The organism is Paenibacillus sp. JJ1722 (assembly GCF_048282685.1).
Lineage (GTDB): Bacteria > Bacillota > Bacilli > Paenibacillales > Paenibacillaceae > Paenibacillus > Paenibacillus polymyxa_B.
The window spans coordinates 1,718,953-1,735,317 of sequence record NZ_CP182500.1 but is presented as its reverse complement, the minus strand read 5'-3'; the positions used below and the strand labels follow the sequence as shown (position 1 = coordinate 1,735,317).

Genomic DNA, 16,365 nt, shown 5'->3' with positions numbered 1-16,365 from the left:
AATTGCTATTTAATTGTTGGAAATACCGCTGAGCTTCTCCAGCATCCGCAGTCGGTCATTCTCTGACAGTGTCTGCTGGACATGGAAGCAGCTAGGGCACACATAAACATTCAAGACGAACGGCAAATCCAGAACGGGCTTGCCAAGCGCTGGAGACATCGACGGTTCAAAACCTTCTCTGGTTACGGTTTGCGAACCTGCATGCAGCATGTACTCCCCACATTGAGAACATTCAAGAACCTCATCTTGTCTGTCGAGTATTTGTTCAGCGCCTTGTTCATAAGCCATCAGATCCGCACCGCTTTCTTCAAATTTTTGCAAAGTATGCAGCACAGGCAACTTATGAAGCTCATTATCCTGCAACAACGGTGCATCAACCGGTTTTTCAACTACGATTTCATCCTCTGCCTCATATAAAATATCCTGCTCCTCATCATCACCGAGCTGAATACTCAATGTCCGATAACCCTTCAGGTCTTCTTTTCCATGAGAGTGGGGCGCCGGGGTTACAGAAGCCACATGATCATGTTTCGTCTCTTCATGTCCATGCTCACCGGCATGTCTATGAACAGGTGGAGAAACAGACTCATCTTCATCATCGGTGATGTCAGAGTACCCTTTTAGATCATTATGGCAATAAGGACACTCTTCCTCAGGTCCTAATTCTTCATCCCAAATAATTTCCATGTTACACCATGGACAAATAGTCATTTCCAAGCTTTATCATCCTTCCGTTCCAAGCGTATACCAAGCTCTAGTATACAAGATGTGTCAAGTTACACTGGCACCGATCACATAAGATAAAGATATGGAAATAATCATGGAGAACAAGCCGACAGCACGATTATCCTCTTTAATCTGTTGATCGATAGAAAATACTGGTGTCAGAAACTCAAAAAGAAAGTACGCCGCAAGAAGCAGTAAAAAGCCAACGAACGACCAAATCATCGTATCATACACACTGGATTTGGCTTCCATTGCAAAGCGGAGTACGTTGCAAATACCGAACATTTTCCCTCCCGTAGCCATGGCTACCGAAACATTGCCGCGCTTGATCTCTTCCCAGCATTTATAGCGGGTTACCAGCTCAAAACACGACAAAAATACAATTAGCTCCAGCACCGCCACCGAGAAATAACCCAGCATCATCCCCAACGGATGTGACAGCAATTCATCAATCGCCATCTTCACTTCGTCCCTCCCGTTCTACCAATCGTTCCCGGGCAAAGCCGGCAACCCCTAGCTATTCCAATTCAGCAACTGTTACGCCTGTGCCGCCTTCATTGTAATTACCGATACGGTAGCTTTTCACATGCTTATGCTTGCGGAGGTACTCCTGAATACCGGTTCTCAGGACACCCGTACCTTTACCATGAATAATGTGTACCTGACCCAGATTGGCCAGAAACGCTTCATCCATGAAGCGGTCCACTTCCATCAAGGCTTCTTCCACGTTCGCCCCCCGAAGATCAAGTTCACTTCGTACGTTATCATCCCGTGTCCGCTTAACGCCAGTCACTGGTTTTTGAACTCTTGGAGTCGTTGTTTGTGCAGGTTGCAGTAGTTCCAGATCATCCAGACTGACCTTCATCTTCATGATTCCCAGTTGAATCACAGCTTCCTTGGTACCGGACAGTTCAACCACGTGGCCTTTTTTATTTAGACTGTGGACGGATACTTCATCGCCAGCCATGATAGAACGAGTACGCGTAGCAGCCGGGCGTTTGACGGTACTTTTTTTGCGTTGTTTCGGTTCAGCCTCATCCAGTTCTCTGCGAGCTGCAATCAGCTTATGCTCCTTAACCGAGGCCCCTTCTTCCTGAGCCAATTTACGCAAATCAGTAATGATTTTCTCTGCTTCACTACGAGCCTTATCCACGAGAACCCTTGCTTCGTCCTCAGCTTTTTCCAGCATACGGTCCCGTTGGGACTCCAGCTTATCCAGCTCCATCTGATGACGGCTACGCAATGCTTCCATTTCCTTACGTAGCTGCTCCGCTTTTTCCCGTTCTTGCTCAGCTGTCAAACGGTTCTGCTCCAGTGACGCGATCATGTGCTCAACGCGCTGGTCTTCTTCCGTTACCTCACCACGGGCATAGTCTAAAATACGCCCTGGCAATCCCAATCGCTCGGCAATGGCAAATGCATTACTTCGTCCGGGTACACCGACCAGAAGGCGGTAAGTCGGGCTTAATGTAGCGACATCAAACTCCATGCTTGCATTAATAATTCCTTTGCGCTCATAGGCATACGCCTTCAATTCACTATAGTGAGTCGTCGCAACCATGCGGCAACCCATTGCATGTATATGCTCCAAAATGGATACAGCCAGAGCCGAACCTTCCGCGGGGTCCGTTCCTGCCCCCACTTCGTCAAGCAATACAAGACTTTTTGGCGTCATATTTTTCAGGATGCTAATGATATTGGTCATGTGACTGGAAAATGTACTCAAGTTTTGCTCAATGCTCTGCTCGTCACCAATATCGGCATAGATTGCATCAAATACACACAGCTGGCTTTCATCCTCAACAGGTACAAACAGTCCAGACATCGCCATCAAACTAAGCAGACCGATTGTTTTCAGAGTAACGGTTTTCCCCCCTGTGTTCGGTCCGGTAACGATAATAGAGGTGTATGAATTGCCTAACTCCACATCAATGGGAACAACCTGCTCCAACGGAATTAGAGGATGTCTGCCCTTTTTCAGCTTCAAATATCCGCGGTCATTCATTAAAGGTAAGGTTGCCTTCATTTCACGGGCAAGACGCGCTTTTGCAAAAATAAAATCAAGATTGCCCAAAATGTCCACATCATACAGCAACATATCTGCTTGTTCTGCGACGAGTGCGGTCAGCTTTTGTAAAATGACTTCAATTTCACGCTCTTCTCTCAGCCTTGTTTCCCTCAGCTTATTGTTCATGGCTACGATGGATTCAGGCTCGATAAACAATGTTGCACCAGACCCGGATTGATCATGAACAATTCCGCCAAAATAAGAACGGTATTCGGCCTTAACCGGGATCACAAACCGATCTCCGCGAATCGTAATCAACTGATCTTGAAGCATTTTGGAGACAGTTGAGGAACGAATCATGGAATCCAGCTTTTCACGAATACGCACTTCTCCCGAGCGCAGCTCCCGACGGATTTGAGAAAGCTCTGTGCTGGCAGAATCCAGCACCTCTGCATTCTCGTCAATACAGCCTTTAATGGAGTTTTCCAAACCTCTCTGCTCCGAAAGCTGCTCACTCCAATACAGCAATGTTTCGACAGGATTTTCCTCATGCAAACTTGTCACGTATACCTGTATACGGCGTGCGGCCTGAACTGTTGTCCGAATGCCGAGCAACTCCTGCGGGCTTAACGTTCCACCAATACGGGCACGCTTCACCGCCGGAGTGATATCTACTACTCCGTTAAATGAAGGCACTCCTTTGAGGCGATCAGCAGCATAAGCCTCATCCGTGCCTTTCAGCATTTTCTTGATATGCTCCAAATCATCGCTGGGCTGTAGTCGAAGGGCTGTCTGTTGTCCCGTTGCCGTTTGGGCATAGTGACTTAGTTTATTTAGAATTTTTTGATATTCAAGGGTTTTGAAAATTTTAGAGTCCAACTTCACTACTCCTTTCACTTATATCTATATTATACCGAAAGCAGCAAACTTACGCTATTTGCCAACTCTGTTTTACACATAAGAAAGCTCTTCATGCCACACACTAACCTTTGTCTAACCCTGTAAATTCAAAAAACAAAGGAGGTTATTCCGTGAGCATTCTCGGGCACATTGTACGTTTCATCGTTGCCGCTCTGGTGCTGATGGTCGTAAGCTGGATCGTTCCCGGATTTAGTGTAGGCGGCTTTTGGAGCGCGCTGATTCTTGCCATTGTCATTGCCTTGGTTGGTTACATCATCGAGGCAGTGTTCGGCCGACGCGTTTCTCCATTTGGACGCGGTATCGTAGGTTTTCTAGTGAGCGCTCTGGTTATCTGGATCGCTCAGTATGTGGTGACCAATGTCAGTGTTTCCGTTCTGGGCGCATTGCTCGCTGCATTGGTTATCGGGATTATCGACCTGTTCATTCCGGTATCGACACCGTTTGAAGCCGGTCGCAAAGACGGGAAATAATTTCAGTAGACCCTCCCGGCAAAGCTGTCCCGAAGCAGATTTCGTCTGCCAAAGGACAGCTTTTTGCCATAAACACTTCTGAGTGGATACAATAAGCAAACAATCCCCGGCGATGAGCAGCCGGGGATTGCCATACATTTATAATCCGTATCTACTGATCCTGTTCGATAAGTTCAATCCATTCATTGTACTCCGTTTGAAGCTTAGTGTATTCTTCCTGTAATTGACGTAATTCTGTAGAAATCTTCTCCGTATTTTCCCGATCTACGTCCTGTTGTACTTGTAACAAACGAAGCTGATGCGCCGCCATTTCATATTTTTGACCCACTTCGTCCAATTCAGACTGCAAGGCCATTCGTTCCTGCTCTATGGACTGCTGTTCAGCTTTCGCCGTTTTGGCAGCTTCAACCGCCAAACGAGTCTCCTCCTGAAGCTGTTCCTTTTGTTCAACTGTTACCGCTATTTCACGTTCCCAAGATGCAAATTCTTCCTTACGGGCAGCATCTTCAGCTTCCAGACGTTCCGCTTCTGCCTTCAACTGATCGTATTTAAGTTGCCACTCCAGAGATTCTTCCTCAGCACGTTCCAGCTTACTCCGCCGTTCGTGATCTTCCTGTTGAAGCTGCTTGATATTTTGCTCTAGCTGTCCAGCTCGGCTCTTCATGCTTCCATATTGCTCCTGAAGCGATTGATACGCCTTCGCTCCCTCTTGCTCTCGGACTTTGGCTTTCTCAAGCTCATCCTGAACGCGAATCAGCTCAGGTGAAAGCTCCTTGATTCTCGCTTCGAGTTGAACTAGCCGTTGCTGTTGTGAAGCAAATTTATCATTAATAGCTTCGAGCTCAGCCGCTGCGTGCTGTAATTGCTCCTGTATCGCTTCCTTCTGTTCACGTGCTTCCAGCAGGGAGAGCTCCAGCTCATCAACTGCCAACTGGCGTTCTTCTGCAAGTTTCTTCCATGACTTCTCGCTTTCAGCTAGCGTAGCCAGCTCACTTTGCAGCTTGCGAGAAGATACGTGAGCTTGCTCCAGCAGCTTCTGCATCCGCCGCTGTTCTTCCTCCAGCTTAGCCGTCTGCTGCTGCGCAGCCTTGGCTTCAGCTTCTAATTGATCATATCGGCTTTGCAGTTCTTCACGCGCAAGCGTATCTGCCTGCTCTCGCTCTATCGCAACCTGTCGTTGTGTTTCCAGTACAGACTCCAGCTCGGACTGTTGTTGCTTCAGTACTCTTGCTTGCTCTTGAGCCTCTCCCAGACGAGAAGAAAGCTCTGTACTGCCTGCCTGTACTTGTTCTAATTGTTCCTGAAGCTCCTCAACCCGAATCTCCTGCTCCAGTGCAGCTTCATCAGCTCGTTTCTGCGCTTCCTGATGCTGTAGCTTTTCTTCATTCAACGCCAATTCAGCCTGTTTACGTTCCTGCTCCAGCTGCTCATTCAGCCCGGAGCACTTGGTCTGCCATTCGCTTACCTTCTTACTATGCTCTTGCTGCAAAGCAGATCGCAGCTTGTCCAGTTCTGTACGCTTTTGCTCCTGATGAGTCTTCTCTGCAGCTGACAGCTTGGCTTCAGCCTGTTTAGCCGCTTCAGCCACTTCCTTCTTCATCTGCTCTTCTATCTGCCGGATACGAGCATTGGCCGCCTCCTGCTGCTCTTTCAGCTTGCGAGAAGCTTCTTGACGAGACTCCTCTAATTCACGTTTAGCTTGTTTTTGTCCATTTTCAAGTTCAGCCGCTTTTTTCTCCTGCTGTTCCAGCTTTGCCTTCAATTGGGCAATCTCCTTGGCTGATACAGATTCGGTTTCCATCAGCTTCTTCTGCGTTGCTTCCTTTTCTTCCTTTAGTTGAATAAGAGATTGATGCATATCTGTATTTTTTTGCTGCTGTTCCCCTAGAGCCGTCTGGAGTTGCGCCAGATCCCCCCGGAGCTCTGCTCGTTCCGCTGCTAAGCGGTTCATATGACTCTGAATTTCCTGGATTTGTACAGCTTCCTCTGCCATATGAACCGCAGCCAGCACGGCAATTCGGGGCATATCCAGACGCGAATGAGCTTGAGAAATGCTGTGCATACGCTCATCCACGTAATTGGCAACCTGCTTCATATAATCGGTATTGCTGCCGACGAGTTTATAAGAAGTACCGTAGATCTCTACAGTGACGCGAGTACGATCTGGTGTAGTCACAATTATGCCCTCCTTCAATACTACTGTATGTTGATTCTAAGGTGTGTCCGGTACTATGGTAACCCGCCTTCCGTGAAGCGTTCAACCTTATTAGTCCGGCTTCCCCGCAGCGGGTAAATATCAGAGTAAGAGAGCTTCTATGATGATAGGCCAAAAAGCCGTATCGAACCTCTGTCACTAAGATTCGATACAGCTTCCCGCATTTCCTGCTACTTTCTCAATTCCGCTCCAAAAGTTTGTTCCAGAGACGTAACGACAGGAGTATGCGCCGCATTGATCTCTTCATCCGTCAACGTATGTTCCCAATGACGATAGGTCAGAGAGATAGCTACGCTCTTCTTATCTTCACCAAGCTTACTGCCTGTAAATACATCAAACACTCGCGCATCCTGCAATAGCTCTCCGCCTGCAGCGTGAATAACACGAAGCAGTTCACCTGCCTCAACGTCTTTATTTACCACGAGGGCAATGTCACGTTCCACGGATGGGAAGCGAGCCAGCTCTCTGAACTGAATATGAGAGTTTGCGTGTTCAACGACCTGTTGCAACGCAATTTCCGCTACATACGTATCATTCAGCCCATAAGATTGTTGAAGCTCCGGATGAATCTGCCCAATGGTACCGATCCGTTGAGAGTTCCCATTCACATCCAGCCATACCGAAGCGGAACGGCCCGGATGGTAGCTTTGCGGTTGGTCAGCCACATAACGAATGCTGGCACTCAACCCGAAATAGTCAAACACCGTTTCAAGCGCGCCTTTAATATCAAAGAAATCAACCTTTTCAGCACCAATATTCCATTGTTTTTCACGGCGTACCCCAGTCAGCAGTAGACTAAGCACTTGAATTTCCTGCGGCTGACGGGTTAATGTTTGTTCCTCTGTATAAAATACCGTTCCCATCTCAAAAATCGCCAGATTGTCTTGCTTGCGATTCATGTTGTACACTGCTGTATCCAGCATCTGTGGAATGATACTCGTACGCAAAACACTACGGTCTTCGCTCATAGGCATAGCCAAACGTACCGGATGGCTACCTTCTGTCAGGGCATTAAATAACCCCGTACTTTGCGGATGTACAAAAGAGTAGCTGATCGTCTCCTGCCAACCACCATGAGCCAGCAATCTGCGCAGGGAGCGGCGCAATGATTGCGATGCTGTCAAAGCTCCCGGAGTTGTCGGACCTTCAATCGGCGTGGTCGGGATATTGTCGTAACCATACAGACGAGCTACCTCTTCGATTAAGTCCACGTCAATGGTAATATCTCCACGGCGTGTAGGTACTTCAACTTCCAGTACCCCTTGCTCTGCGTCGCCACATCCGAAATGAAGTCTACCGAAAATCGTTTTCACCTCAAGCAAAGACAGTTCGGTTCCCAAATATCGGTTTATTTTATCTAGCGACAGCTTGATAATGCGGTTTTCAGCTTTTGCAGACGCAGATTCTACGATGCCCTGGTGTACAGTGCCTCCCGCATAACGCTGAATCAGCGCAGCTGCACGATTCACAGCAGGCACAACAGCTCCTGGATCAACCTCTTTTTCAAAACGCAGACTTGCTTCCGAACGCAGTCCAAGTTGACGGGATGTTTTGCGAACTGTACCGCCGTCAAACTTCGCAGATTCCAGCGCAATGCTGACCGTCGCATCCGTAACCTCGGAGTTGGCTCCACCCATCACGCCTGCCAATGCAATTGGTTTCACACCGTCTGTAATCAGCAGCATATGCGGCTCCAGCTTACGCTCCTGATCGTCAAGTGTAATCAATGTTTCGCCGGCACGAGCGAGTCGAACTTCAATATTTCCATTTTCCAGCTTATCCGCATCAAAAGCATGCAGCGGCTGACCGTATTCCAGCATGACGTAGTTCGTAATATCTACGATGTTGTTGATCGGACGAACACCTGCCGCCATCAGACGGTTTTGAATCCATAATGGGGAAGCCGCCACTTTTACACCTGTGATATAACGGGCCGCATAGTGCGTACACAGTTCAGGAGTATCTACCTTCACAGACAGATGATCTGCTGCTGCATTGCTAATTTCCACCAGATCCTTAGCCGGGTCAGCCAGCGAAATGTCACGTCCCAGAATCGCACTCACTTCATATGCTGCTCCGTGCATGCTCAGGCAATCCGAACGGTTGGGTGTCAGATCAAAATCCAGCACCTTATCATCCAGCGCCAGCAGCTTCGTAATTGGCATACCAATTTCAGCATCCTCAGGCAGCACCAAAATACCTTCTTGCAATTCCTTTGGAAGCAGCTTGTCATTCATGCCCAGTTCTTTGGCCGAGCAGATCATGCCCATGGATACAACACCGCGTAGCTTGGCTTTTTTAATGTGGAAATCTCCCGGCAACTTTGCCCCTACAACTGCAACAGGAACCTTTTGACCTGCATCCACGTTTTTGGCACCACACACGATTTGCAGATCTTCCTCTTGACCTGCATCGACAATACATACATTCAGCTTATCAGCATCTGGATGCTTTTCCTTGCTTTTAACATAGCCGACAACGACGCCAGTAATCCCTTGATTGCGCTGCTCGACCTCATCAATTTCTATACCCGAACGGGTGATTTTCTCTGCTAGCTCCTCCGCGCTTACCTGATCCAGCGATACATACTCGGACAGCCACTCGAATGATACTTTCATATGGGTTCACTTCCCTTGATATAGTTGTTTATTGACGCGCAAACTGTTTCAGGAACGACAGGTCACTGTTATAAAAATGACGAATATCGTCGATACCGTATTTCAATATAGCAATCCGCTCTACACCCATACCGAATGCAAAGCCGCTGTACACCTCGGGATCAAAACCGCCCATCTCCAGCACTTTCGGATGGACCATGCCACAGCCCAAAATTTCGATCCATACACGTTCGCCATTTTTCTTCACAAAAGTCACGTCTACTTCAGCACTCGGCTCTGTGAACGGAAAGAAGCTTGGTCGCAAACGGATTTCGGTCGATTCTCCGAACATTTCGCGTGCAAATTGAAGTAAGGTTCCTTTCAAATCACTCATACGAATGTCTTTTCCAATGACAAGCCCTTCAATTTGGTGGAATTGAAAAGAATGCGTTGCATCGTCATCATCACGTCGGAAAACTGTACCCGGACAGATAACCTTAATAGGCGTTTCGCCCTTCATCGCTTCCATCGCACGAATCTGAACCGGTGACGTATGGGTACGCATCAACAGATCCTCGGTCAGGTAAAATGAATCCTGCATATCCCGTGCTGGGTGATTTTTAGGCAGGTTCAATGCTTCGAAGTTATAATAATCCGTCTCTGCCTGTGGGCCTTCAGCCACTCGATAGCCCATACCTGTAAAAATATCCTCGATTTGCTCAATCACTTTGTTGAGCGGGTGCAGTCCACCTTGCGGCAACGCGCGTCCAGGCAGCGTAACGTCGATCTTTTCCGCTTGCAGACGCTCATTCGTTTCTGCTTTCGTGAACTCGTCCTGCTTACGGTTAACGACTTCTTCAATCGCCTCGCGCACCTCATTGGCTACCTGTCCAACAACCGGACGCTCTTCCGCGCTCAGCTTGCCCATACCGCGCAAGATTTCAGTCAGTGCGCCCTTTTTCCCCGAATATTTGACCCGTAAATCAGCCAGCTCCTTGGGTGTTGCCACCTTCTCCAATACTTCCAGTGCTTCTTCCTTCAAGGCCAGCAAATGTTCCTTCATTTGGATGGTTTCGCTCATCGCCTGTTCAGTCCCCTTTCTTCATATCCAGCTTTTCAGACAACAAAAAAAGGTCTTTTCTCCCGGTAAGGGACGAAAAGACCGTGGTACCACCCTCGTTAGACAATAAGCTCAGCTCACCCGGCGTCCTGCCTTACGGCAACTAGTTACAGGTGATTGTTCATGCTATGCATCATTGTCTCGCTCTGCACGTTGTAACGGTCGTGAACCGGTATCCCCTACTTGCACATTCGCCATTCACATGGCGCCTGAGGTTCAAGGAACTGCTCCGGAGCGAACTTCAACAGCCCAGTATTTGCAGAAACGCTCTCAATCCTACGGCGCTTCCTCCCTGTTCAATCGGACACTGTCTACTCTTCTCCATCAAGACATTTTCAAAAATTCGAACTATTGTTCATTATTATATGCAAACTACCGCGCTTTGGCAAGCAGGGCAAACGTTTCATTTCTTTAGATATCGAGATCATCCAACCGCTTTAGATTTGCACGAATGCGCCTGATTTCGCTCAACAACTTCTCATTTTCGTCATTCGTGCCCGTCATTCCCATCAACTCTGTAAGACGCAATTGTAATCGAAGACGTTCCTCACGCCGCTCCTGGTCTTCTGGCTCCCGTTGACGGCTCCGCTCATCTTCTTGCTTTTCGTCGGCTGTCCCCTCATAGATTTCATATCCGCCCCCCGGCTTCATATCGAGTAACCGAGTTGCCGTGTACCTCACCAGCTCCCGATCATGTGAGACGAGCACCAGTGCTCCATCATAGTTACGCAAAGAATCCTCTACAATTTCACGGGTTTCAATGTCAAAATAATTCGTCGGTTCATCCAGCACCAGCAGATTGGCTCCACTAAAGTACAGACGCAGAAAAGCTACCCTGCATTTTTCTCCCATACTAAGTGTCCCGATCCTTTTAAACACGTCCTCTTTCGCAAAAAGAAAGCAGCCTAATACCGTTCTCGCTTCTGTTTGGGTCATCGTCGGGAGCGCAAGCAGACTGTCCAGCAACGTTTGATCCTCCGGAAGCTGCTCCAACTCCTGTGAAAAATATCCGATGTTCAACTGTGGGTTGGCTGTGATTTTTCCCGTCTGCGGCTCCAGTTGACCTGTTAATAACCGAAGCAGCGTGGTTTTACCAATTCCATTGGGCCCCCGAACAGACAGACGGTCTCCACGTGCAACGATCAGATTTAGATTTTTCACAATGATACGGTCGTCGTAGCTAAAGTCAACCTGCTCAGCACGCAGCAAATATTTTGCCTGAAACCCGCTGTCACTTAATTTCATGTGCAAAGACGCAGCCTCACGCGGTTGCTCTACTCTATTGGCTTCCAGTCGCTCCAGTTCCTTCTCCTTCGCATGATAACGGGAAATATTTTTTTTAGCCTTGGCCTTATAAAAGCTCTGCGTAACGGCCATCTCAACCTTGGATGCGCCACGATGCGCCTGATGAAACCATTCCCTGTAATTTCGAATCGTTTCCTCCAACGCCTGTTTCGCCAGCTCCTGCTTTCGATAGCTGGCTTCCTGCTCTCGCAGTTCCCGCTCCTTTTGCGCTTTATATTCCTTATAGCCGCCTTTATAGCGCCCAATACCTGTCGATGTGAGCTCAACTATACTCGTAGCCACCCGATCCAAAAAGGCTCTGTCATGCGATACAAACAGCAGCGTTCCCGGATACGTAGACAGCCACTGCTCCAGCCAAAGCAAGCTTTCGGCATCCAAATGGTTGGTCGGCTCATCCAACACCAGCAGCTTCGGCTGCCTGACCATGAGTCCGGCCAATCGCACTCTCGTCTTCTGGCCGCCACTCAGGTCACCATAAGCAATGGACCACGTCTGGACAGGCATTCCCATTCGAGTGAGCGCCTTTTCCACCTCAGACTCCCAGGCAAAGCCTTGCAGGCGTTCGTATTCATCCATTAGCTCGCCGTAACGCTCCAGATGATGCTCCATATCCTTCCCAGCATCGGCTAGGTCAGCTTCCAGCTGTCCCAACGCTTGCTTGAGACGCCAATGCCGAGGGCTGGCCTGCTGTGCGGCCTCCAGTGCGGTTCGAGACCAAGCCACCGTATCCTGCTGCTTCAGCCAGCCCCGCTCTTCCAGTGGCAAATCATGCTCTACTTGACCAGAGGTTGGTGCCTCATCTCCCAGCAATATTCGCAATAGCGTCGTTTTACCTGCTCCATTTCTTCCAAACAGTGCAAGCCGTTCTCCTTCCATCACATCCAGCGACACATTCTCAAATAAAGATGTCCCGTTCCAATCCTTTACTACATTGCGAATACGCAAAATTGTTCTCATACCACGATCATCCTTTCCCAGTCCGGTTTTTTGATCCCGGAAGCAATAAAAAAAGCCGCAGAAGGCTGCGGCTTGCATACAAGGAATATAGAATGACTGTTATGAATCGTTTCAGAACATACGCTTATGAAAAATAACACCGCAAACGAATAAACCAAATCCCGTTCCGGAATAAACGCATACGTCCCTACATTCATTTTCAGACACACTTCTCCCGTTGCAGCTTACAGCCGCCTGCCAGTAACTGTGCAGTTAAGTGGGAAAATCAGTGTGCTTACTTCATCGGACGTATGGTTACCTTCCTTTTCATGGGATACTTACTTGCAGTCAGTATAGCAGATCACAACACATTTGCAAATAACCCGCGTTATTTTCCGAATACCAAAGTTGTATTGGACGAACCTGCATATTTCGTTACAAACTCTTTAGTATATTCAGGAGTCTGTACCTGATAGCTATAGTTTTTGCTTGGGTTCCAGTTGGTTACACGCGATTTTTGGTTGTTGATGGCGGGTAAACTCCCCACATCTTTAAACTCGCCATTGGCTTTATCATCAAGAATACCGCCCTTTTCACTACCTTTTCCAAAGTAGTTGTACTCAGAATAGATTCTTGCATTCGTAGCAATGGTGTAAGCAAGCTGGAAATTATTAATATAATTATTTTTAACATGGAAATATCCATATCTCATAAGTCCTGGGCCACGTACAAGCAAGTTTTCAAAGTAATTATTAGCGATCGTGATATGGGGCATACCATCATAATTTTTATTGCTATCATCAGGGTATCCCAAAATGAGACCATATTTATGATTGGCAAATTTGGAGTTACTAATGGTTACATAATCAGCCGATTGACCTATGTACAAAAGTTTGTCCAGATCCGAGCCATTCGCATTATAATTGTGACCTGCAAATGTAACATGATCAATCCAATAATTTGTACCTGCCGTAAGATAAAGTTGGATGTCATCGTTACCGTTAATGTTGGAACTGTGCTCAAAAGTTAAATTTTGAAAGATCACATTTCCCGAATTATTTGTTGTTTTCAAATGAATGTTAACCAGCTTGTTTTGCGCGTAAGAACCAATGAGTGACTTGTTGGAACCAATGTTGACCACGGTTTTAGAGGAGGCAGAAATATTTTTTTCGATTACCAGAATTTTAGGAGTTGAATCCCCTAACTGGTTTTTCAAATCGTTTAGATTATTGATATAGATGACCTGACCACCTTTTCCCCCCGTTGTGGCAGACTTCGTAGTTCCATTTTCACTTTTAGCCTGTCCGGCAAAACCAGTCATTCCATTCGTCGACGTATCTGGAAAATCAGCAGCGGCGAACGTAGAACTTGCTGGAAAAGTAAACAGCAGCAAAGTTAATGCTAAAAACAGAAAAGAAAATTTCCTCATTGCAGCTACACCATCCTTTTTTTAGTTAAATCCCAACAATGCGACTATACTTATTTTTTAGTAATTGGTAAATAGTTCTTTTTATCTGTTTATTTATAGCATATAAGCTAAATATTTTATATTTTATTTTGTGCAGCAATGTAAAAATAGTTCGTAAGAACGCAAAAAAGCCGTGATACCCCGTTGGCACCCCGGCTATAATGTATTTATCCAGCTCCAAACAAAACAAAAACCCTTGCGTCACAAGGGTTCCGAACTTCTTAAAACAGTAAGCGGGTGATGGGAATCGAACCCACGCTATCAGCTTGGAAGGCTGAAGTTCTACCATTGAACTACACCCGCATTTTATAACATCTCGATTCTTATGTATGACACGCTCAATCTATCGTCAAGCAGCTGAATCAGGATGTTATTTAGTATAACTTACCTTTCAGCAAAACGCAAGCATACTACAAACTATCCTGAGCCAGCCAATTCATAGGTTTACGTAAAAACAATTTTTCAAAGACTTCTGCCGGAATGGGGCGACTAAAGTAATATCCCTGACCCTCATGACAATCCTGTGCCTGCAAAAAATGAAGTTGCTCCTCATTTTCCACCCCTTCAGCCGTAACCTTCAGCTTCAAATGGTGAGCCATGGAAGCAATAGTAGATACAATTGCCGCATTTTTGCTGTCGACCAGTACCTCATTTACAAAGGAACGGTCAATTTTTAGACGATCTATCGGGAGATTCTTCAAATAATGCAATGAGCTATAGCCAGTTCCAAAATCATCAATACTGATTGCGACACCAATAGCCTTTATTTTTTTCAACTGTTCAAAGGCCCGATCCTTATCAAAGGTCATACTTTCGGTAATCTCCAGCTCTAGATAGCGTGCTTCAAGTTCCGTATAGGTCAAAATGCCCCGAATTACATCCACCAGCTTTTTTTGCTGAAATTGGCGCATGGATAAATTGACCGAAATCGGGATTGGTGGGTACCCGAGCTCCTGCCACTGCTTATTTTGCAGACAAGCCTCCCGTAACACCCATTCCCCCAAGGGCACAATTAAACCACTTTCTTCAGCCACCGGAATAAAATCGCCCGGCATCACCATCCCACGATGAGGATGATTCCAGCGCACCAGTGCCTCCAAACTCGTGAGCTCACCACTTTGCAGGTGGACACGTGGTTGATACACCAATGAAAATTCCTCATTTTCAAGCGCTCGCCGTAGATCATTTTCCAGCTGGAGTCTTTCATGCGCTCGCATCTGCATCGCGCTGGCATACCGCTGAAAATTCACTCCCTGCTCTTTGGCACTATGGACAGCCGTATCCGCCTGCTGAATAAGCTGTTCACTCTGATTCGCATCCAACGGGTATAAAGCTATACCAACGCTCACCGTCACATGATAAGACTCTCCATCAATATCGAAAGGCTGATCGAACAGCTTCACCATTTCATCAATACGATTTCTCATAGCATCTGTATCGTCGTATCCCGTTAGAAGAAAGGCAAATTCATCTCCGCCCATGCTAAAGACAGCTTCCCCTTCATGGCTAAAATGCCCCAAGCGTTCGCCTACTGCATACAGCAAATAATTCCCTGCCATATGTCCAAGCGAATCATTAATCGCCTTGAAACGATCAATATTTAGCACTAAAAGCGCTACTGTCTCATCCGATTTTAATGATTTGCGCAATATTTTATCTAAGCGTTGGGAAAGGCGACGACGATTGGGGAGTCCTGTTATATCATCATTATAAGCAATGTGATTAAACTCAGATTCTGCTGCCTGCTTTTCACGATAAGGAACCAGAACCATCAACCGAACCAGCCCGCTCAACATATTATAAAATGCTATCGCGTTGGTCAAAAGTCCCAGAAGGTGATTAATATCGCTCATTTGCTCAGCAAATAAATAGAACAACTGACTCACAACACACAGCCCAATCCCACGAATAATAAGCAACATGCCCAACTCTGCCGGGCGGGCTTTCCGATATTTTCTCACCCCGAAAATAAAAGTGAGCACAAGCAGTAACATCACAGCCAGATTTAACGTCCAGCCCAGGTTGCCTATTTCGTATCGTATACGTAGATCCGGTAAGCCTGCACCAAATGTCTTAATAACTCCTAGAATCAGCAAAGTGCAGCCTATCCCCGCCCACAAAGCCACTGTTTTGTATTCAGACTTCGTCTTGCTAAACGGAAGGAAACAAACACATAAGAGCAAGACAGCGGTAAAGGCACGATTTACAAACAGCAGCCATAACGAAATACCCGGAGACAAAGCAAAGTCCGTCAGGCTTACGAAACTAAACGAAACAATATGAACAAGGTAAAGCAGACCAGCCACCAAAAACGTCGGGGCAATAAGAAGCCTCTGCAAAGATAACTGTTCCAGTAAAACGGACCAGGATTGATAAAAAATAGAAAAACAAATCGCAGCACAGGCAAATCCTACAATCGGATATAACAAGAAAAAAACATTATGGGAGTATATCTTATTCAAAGTTACGTGAAATAACTGAACCAAGACAAACAAAACTATCGAAGCAATGCCGATACCTATCGTTTTTTTTACTTCCAGCCGTATACTCATTCAGCCTCTTCAGCCCCCTGCATATCGGAGATTCCGATCATCTAAGA

General features: G+C 46.8%; 10 protein-coding genes and 1 tRNA gene. 1 reads left to right on the top strand and 10 read right to left on the bottom strand.

The genetic code is table 11. The annotated features are described in order from the left end of the window. Window positions 1–9: 9 nt before the first annotated feature. From ACM1ND_RS07685 to ACM1ND_RS07675, 3 genes are read right to left on the bottom strand one after another with little or no spacing between them, the layout of a single operon-like run. Window positions 10–717 (bottom strand): hypothetical protein, encoded by a 708-nt coding sequence (locus tag ACM1ND_RS07685; protein ID WP_068940106.1) that lies wholly within the window; start codon window positions 715–717, stop codon window positions 10–12. Window positions 718–771: 54 nt separating this feature from the next. Further along, entirely contained in the window at window positions 772–1,185 is a 414-nt protein-coding gene (locus ACM1ND_RS07680; protein ID WP_013309402.1) for a DUF350 domain-containing protein, read from the bottom strand. 58 nt (window positions 1,186–1,243) lie between these two features. Next, window positions 1,244–3,613 (bottom strand): endonuclease MutS2, encoded by a 2,370-nt coding sequence (locus ACM1ND_RS07675; RefSeq protein WP_023987774.1) that lies wholly within the window; start codon window positions 3,611–3,613, stop codon window positions 1,244–1,246. 152 nt (window positions 3,614–3,765) lie between these two features. Between ACM1ND_RS07675 and ACM1ND_RS07670 the strand changes: the two genes are divergently transcribed. Continuing rightward, on the top strand, window positions 3,766–4,125 hold the full coding sequence (locus ACM1ND_RS07670) for a phage holin family protein (protein ID WP_023987773.1): 360 nt from the start codon (window positions 3,766–3,768) through the stop codon (window positions 4,123–4,125). 151 nt (window positions 4,126–4,276) lie between these two features. Here ACM1ND_RS07670 and ACM1ND_RS07665 read toward each other — a convergent pair whose 3' ends face one another. From ACM1ND_RS07665 to ACM1ND_RS07635, 7 genes are all read right to left on the bottom strand, one after another. Continuing rightward, window positions 4,277–6,301, bottom strand: a complete 2,025-nt coding sequence (locus ACM1ND_RS07665; protein WP_316243466.1) for a cell division protein ZapA — start codon at window positions 6,299–6,301, stop codon at window positions 4,277–4,279. A gap of 209 nt (window positions 6,302–6,510) precedes the next feature. Beyond that, window positions 6,511–8,958 carry a phenylalanine--tRNA ligase subunit beta gene (gene pheT, locus ACM1ND_RS07660; protein WP_418027457.1) on the bottom strand — a complete coding sequence of 816 codons (2,448 nt, stop codon included), beginning with the start codon at window positions 8,956–8,958 and terminating at the stop codon, window positions 6,511–6,513. 28 nt (window positions 8,959–8,986) lie between these two features. After that, window positions 8,987–10,018 (bottom strand): phenylalanine--tRNA ligase subunit alpha, encoded by a 1,032-nt coding sequence (gene pheS, locus ACM1ND_RS07655; protein WP_269321413.1) that lies wholly within the window; start codon window positions 10,016–10,018, stop codon window positions 8,987–8,989. Between the two features lie 450 nt (window positions 10,019–10,468). After that, the gene (abc-f, locus tag ACM1ND_RS07650) at window positions 10,469–12,319 is read right to left on the bottom strand and encodes a ribosomal protection-like ABC-F family protein (protein ID WP_418027455.1); all 1,851 of its coding nucleotides are present in this window, start codon (window positions 12,317–12,319) and stop codon (window positions 10,469–10,471) included. 367 nt (window positions 12,320–12,686) lie between these two features. Continuing rightward, window positions 12,687–13,727 carry a polysaccharide lyase family 1 protein gene (locus ACM1ND_RS07645; RefSeq protein WP_418027453.1) on the bottom strand — a complete coding sequence of 347 codons (1,041 nt, stop codon included), beginning with the start codon at window positions 13,725–13,727 and terminating at the stop codon, window positions 12,687–12,689. 271 nt (window positions 13,728–13,998) lie between these two features. Then, window positions 13,999–14,069, bottom strand: a tRNA-Gly gene (locus ACM1ND_RS07640). 107 nt (window positions 14,070–14,176) lie between these two features. Continuing rightward, window positions 14,177–16,318, bottom strand: coding sequence for an EAL domain-containing protein (locus ACM1ND_RS07635; protein WP_053324962.1), 2,142 nt, complete (start codon window positions 16,316–16,318; stop codon window positions 14,177–14,179). Window positions 16,319–16,365 lie beyond the last annotated feature (47 nt).

Bases quoted from the DNA above. Each gene is read 5' to 3' on its own strand.
- ACM1ND_RS07680 (WP_013309402.1), bottom strand. From the start codon at position 1,185: ATGGCGATTGATGAATTGCTGTCACATCCGTTGGGGATGATGCTGGGT.
- pheT (WP_418027457.1), bottom strand. From the start codon at position 8,958: ATGAAAGTATCATTCGAGTGGCTGTCCGAGTATGTATCGCTGGATCAG.
- pheS (WP_269321413.1), bottom strand. From the start codon at position 10,018: ATGAGCGAAACCATCCAAATGAAGGAACATTTGCTGGCCTTGAAGGAA.
- abc-f (WP_418027455.1), bottom strand. From the start codon at position 12,319: ATGAGAACAATTTTGCGTATTCGCAATGTAGTAAAGGATTGGAACGGG.
- ACM1ND_RS07645 (WP_418027453.1), bottom strand. From the start codon at position 13,727: ATGAGGAAATTTTCTTTTCTGTTTTTAGCATTAACTTTGCTGCTGTTT.
- ACM1ND_RS07635 (WP_053324962.1), bottom strand. From the start codon at position 16,318: ATGAGTATACGGCTGGAAGTAAAAAAAACGATAGGTATCGGCATTGCT.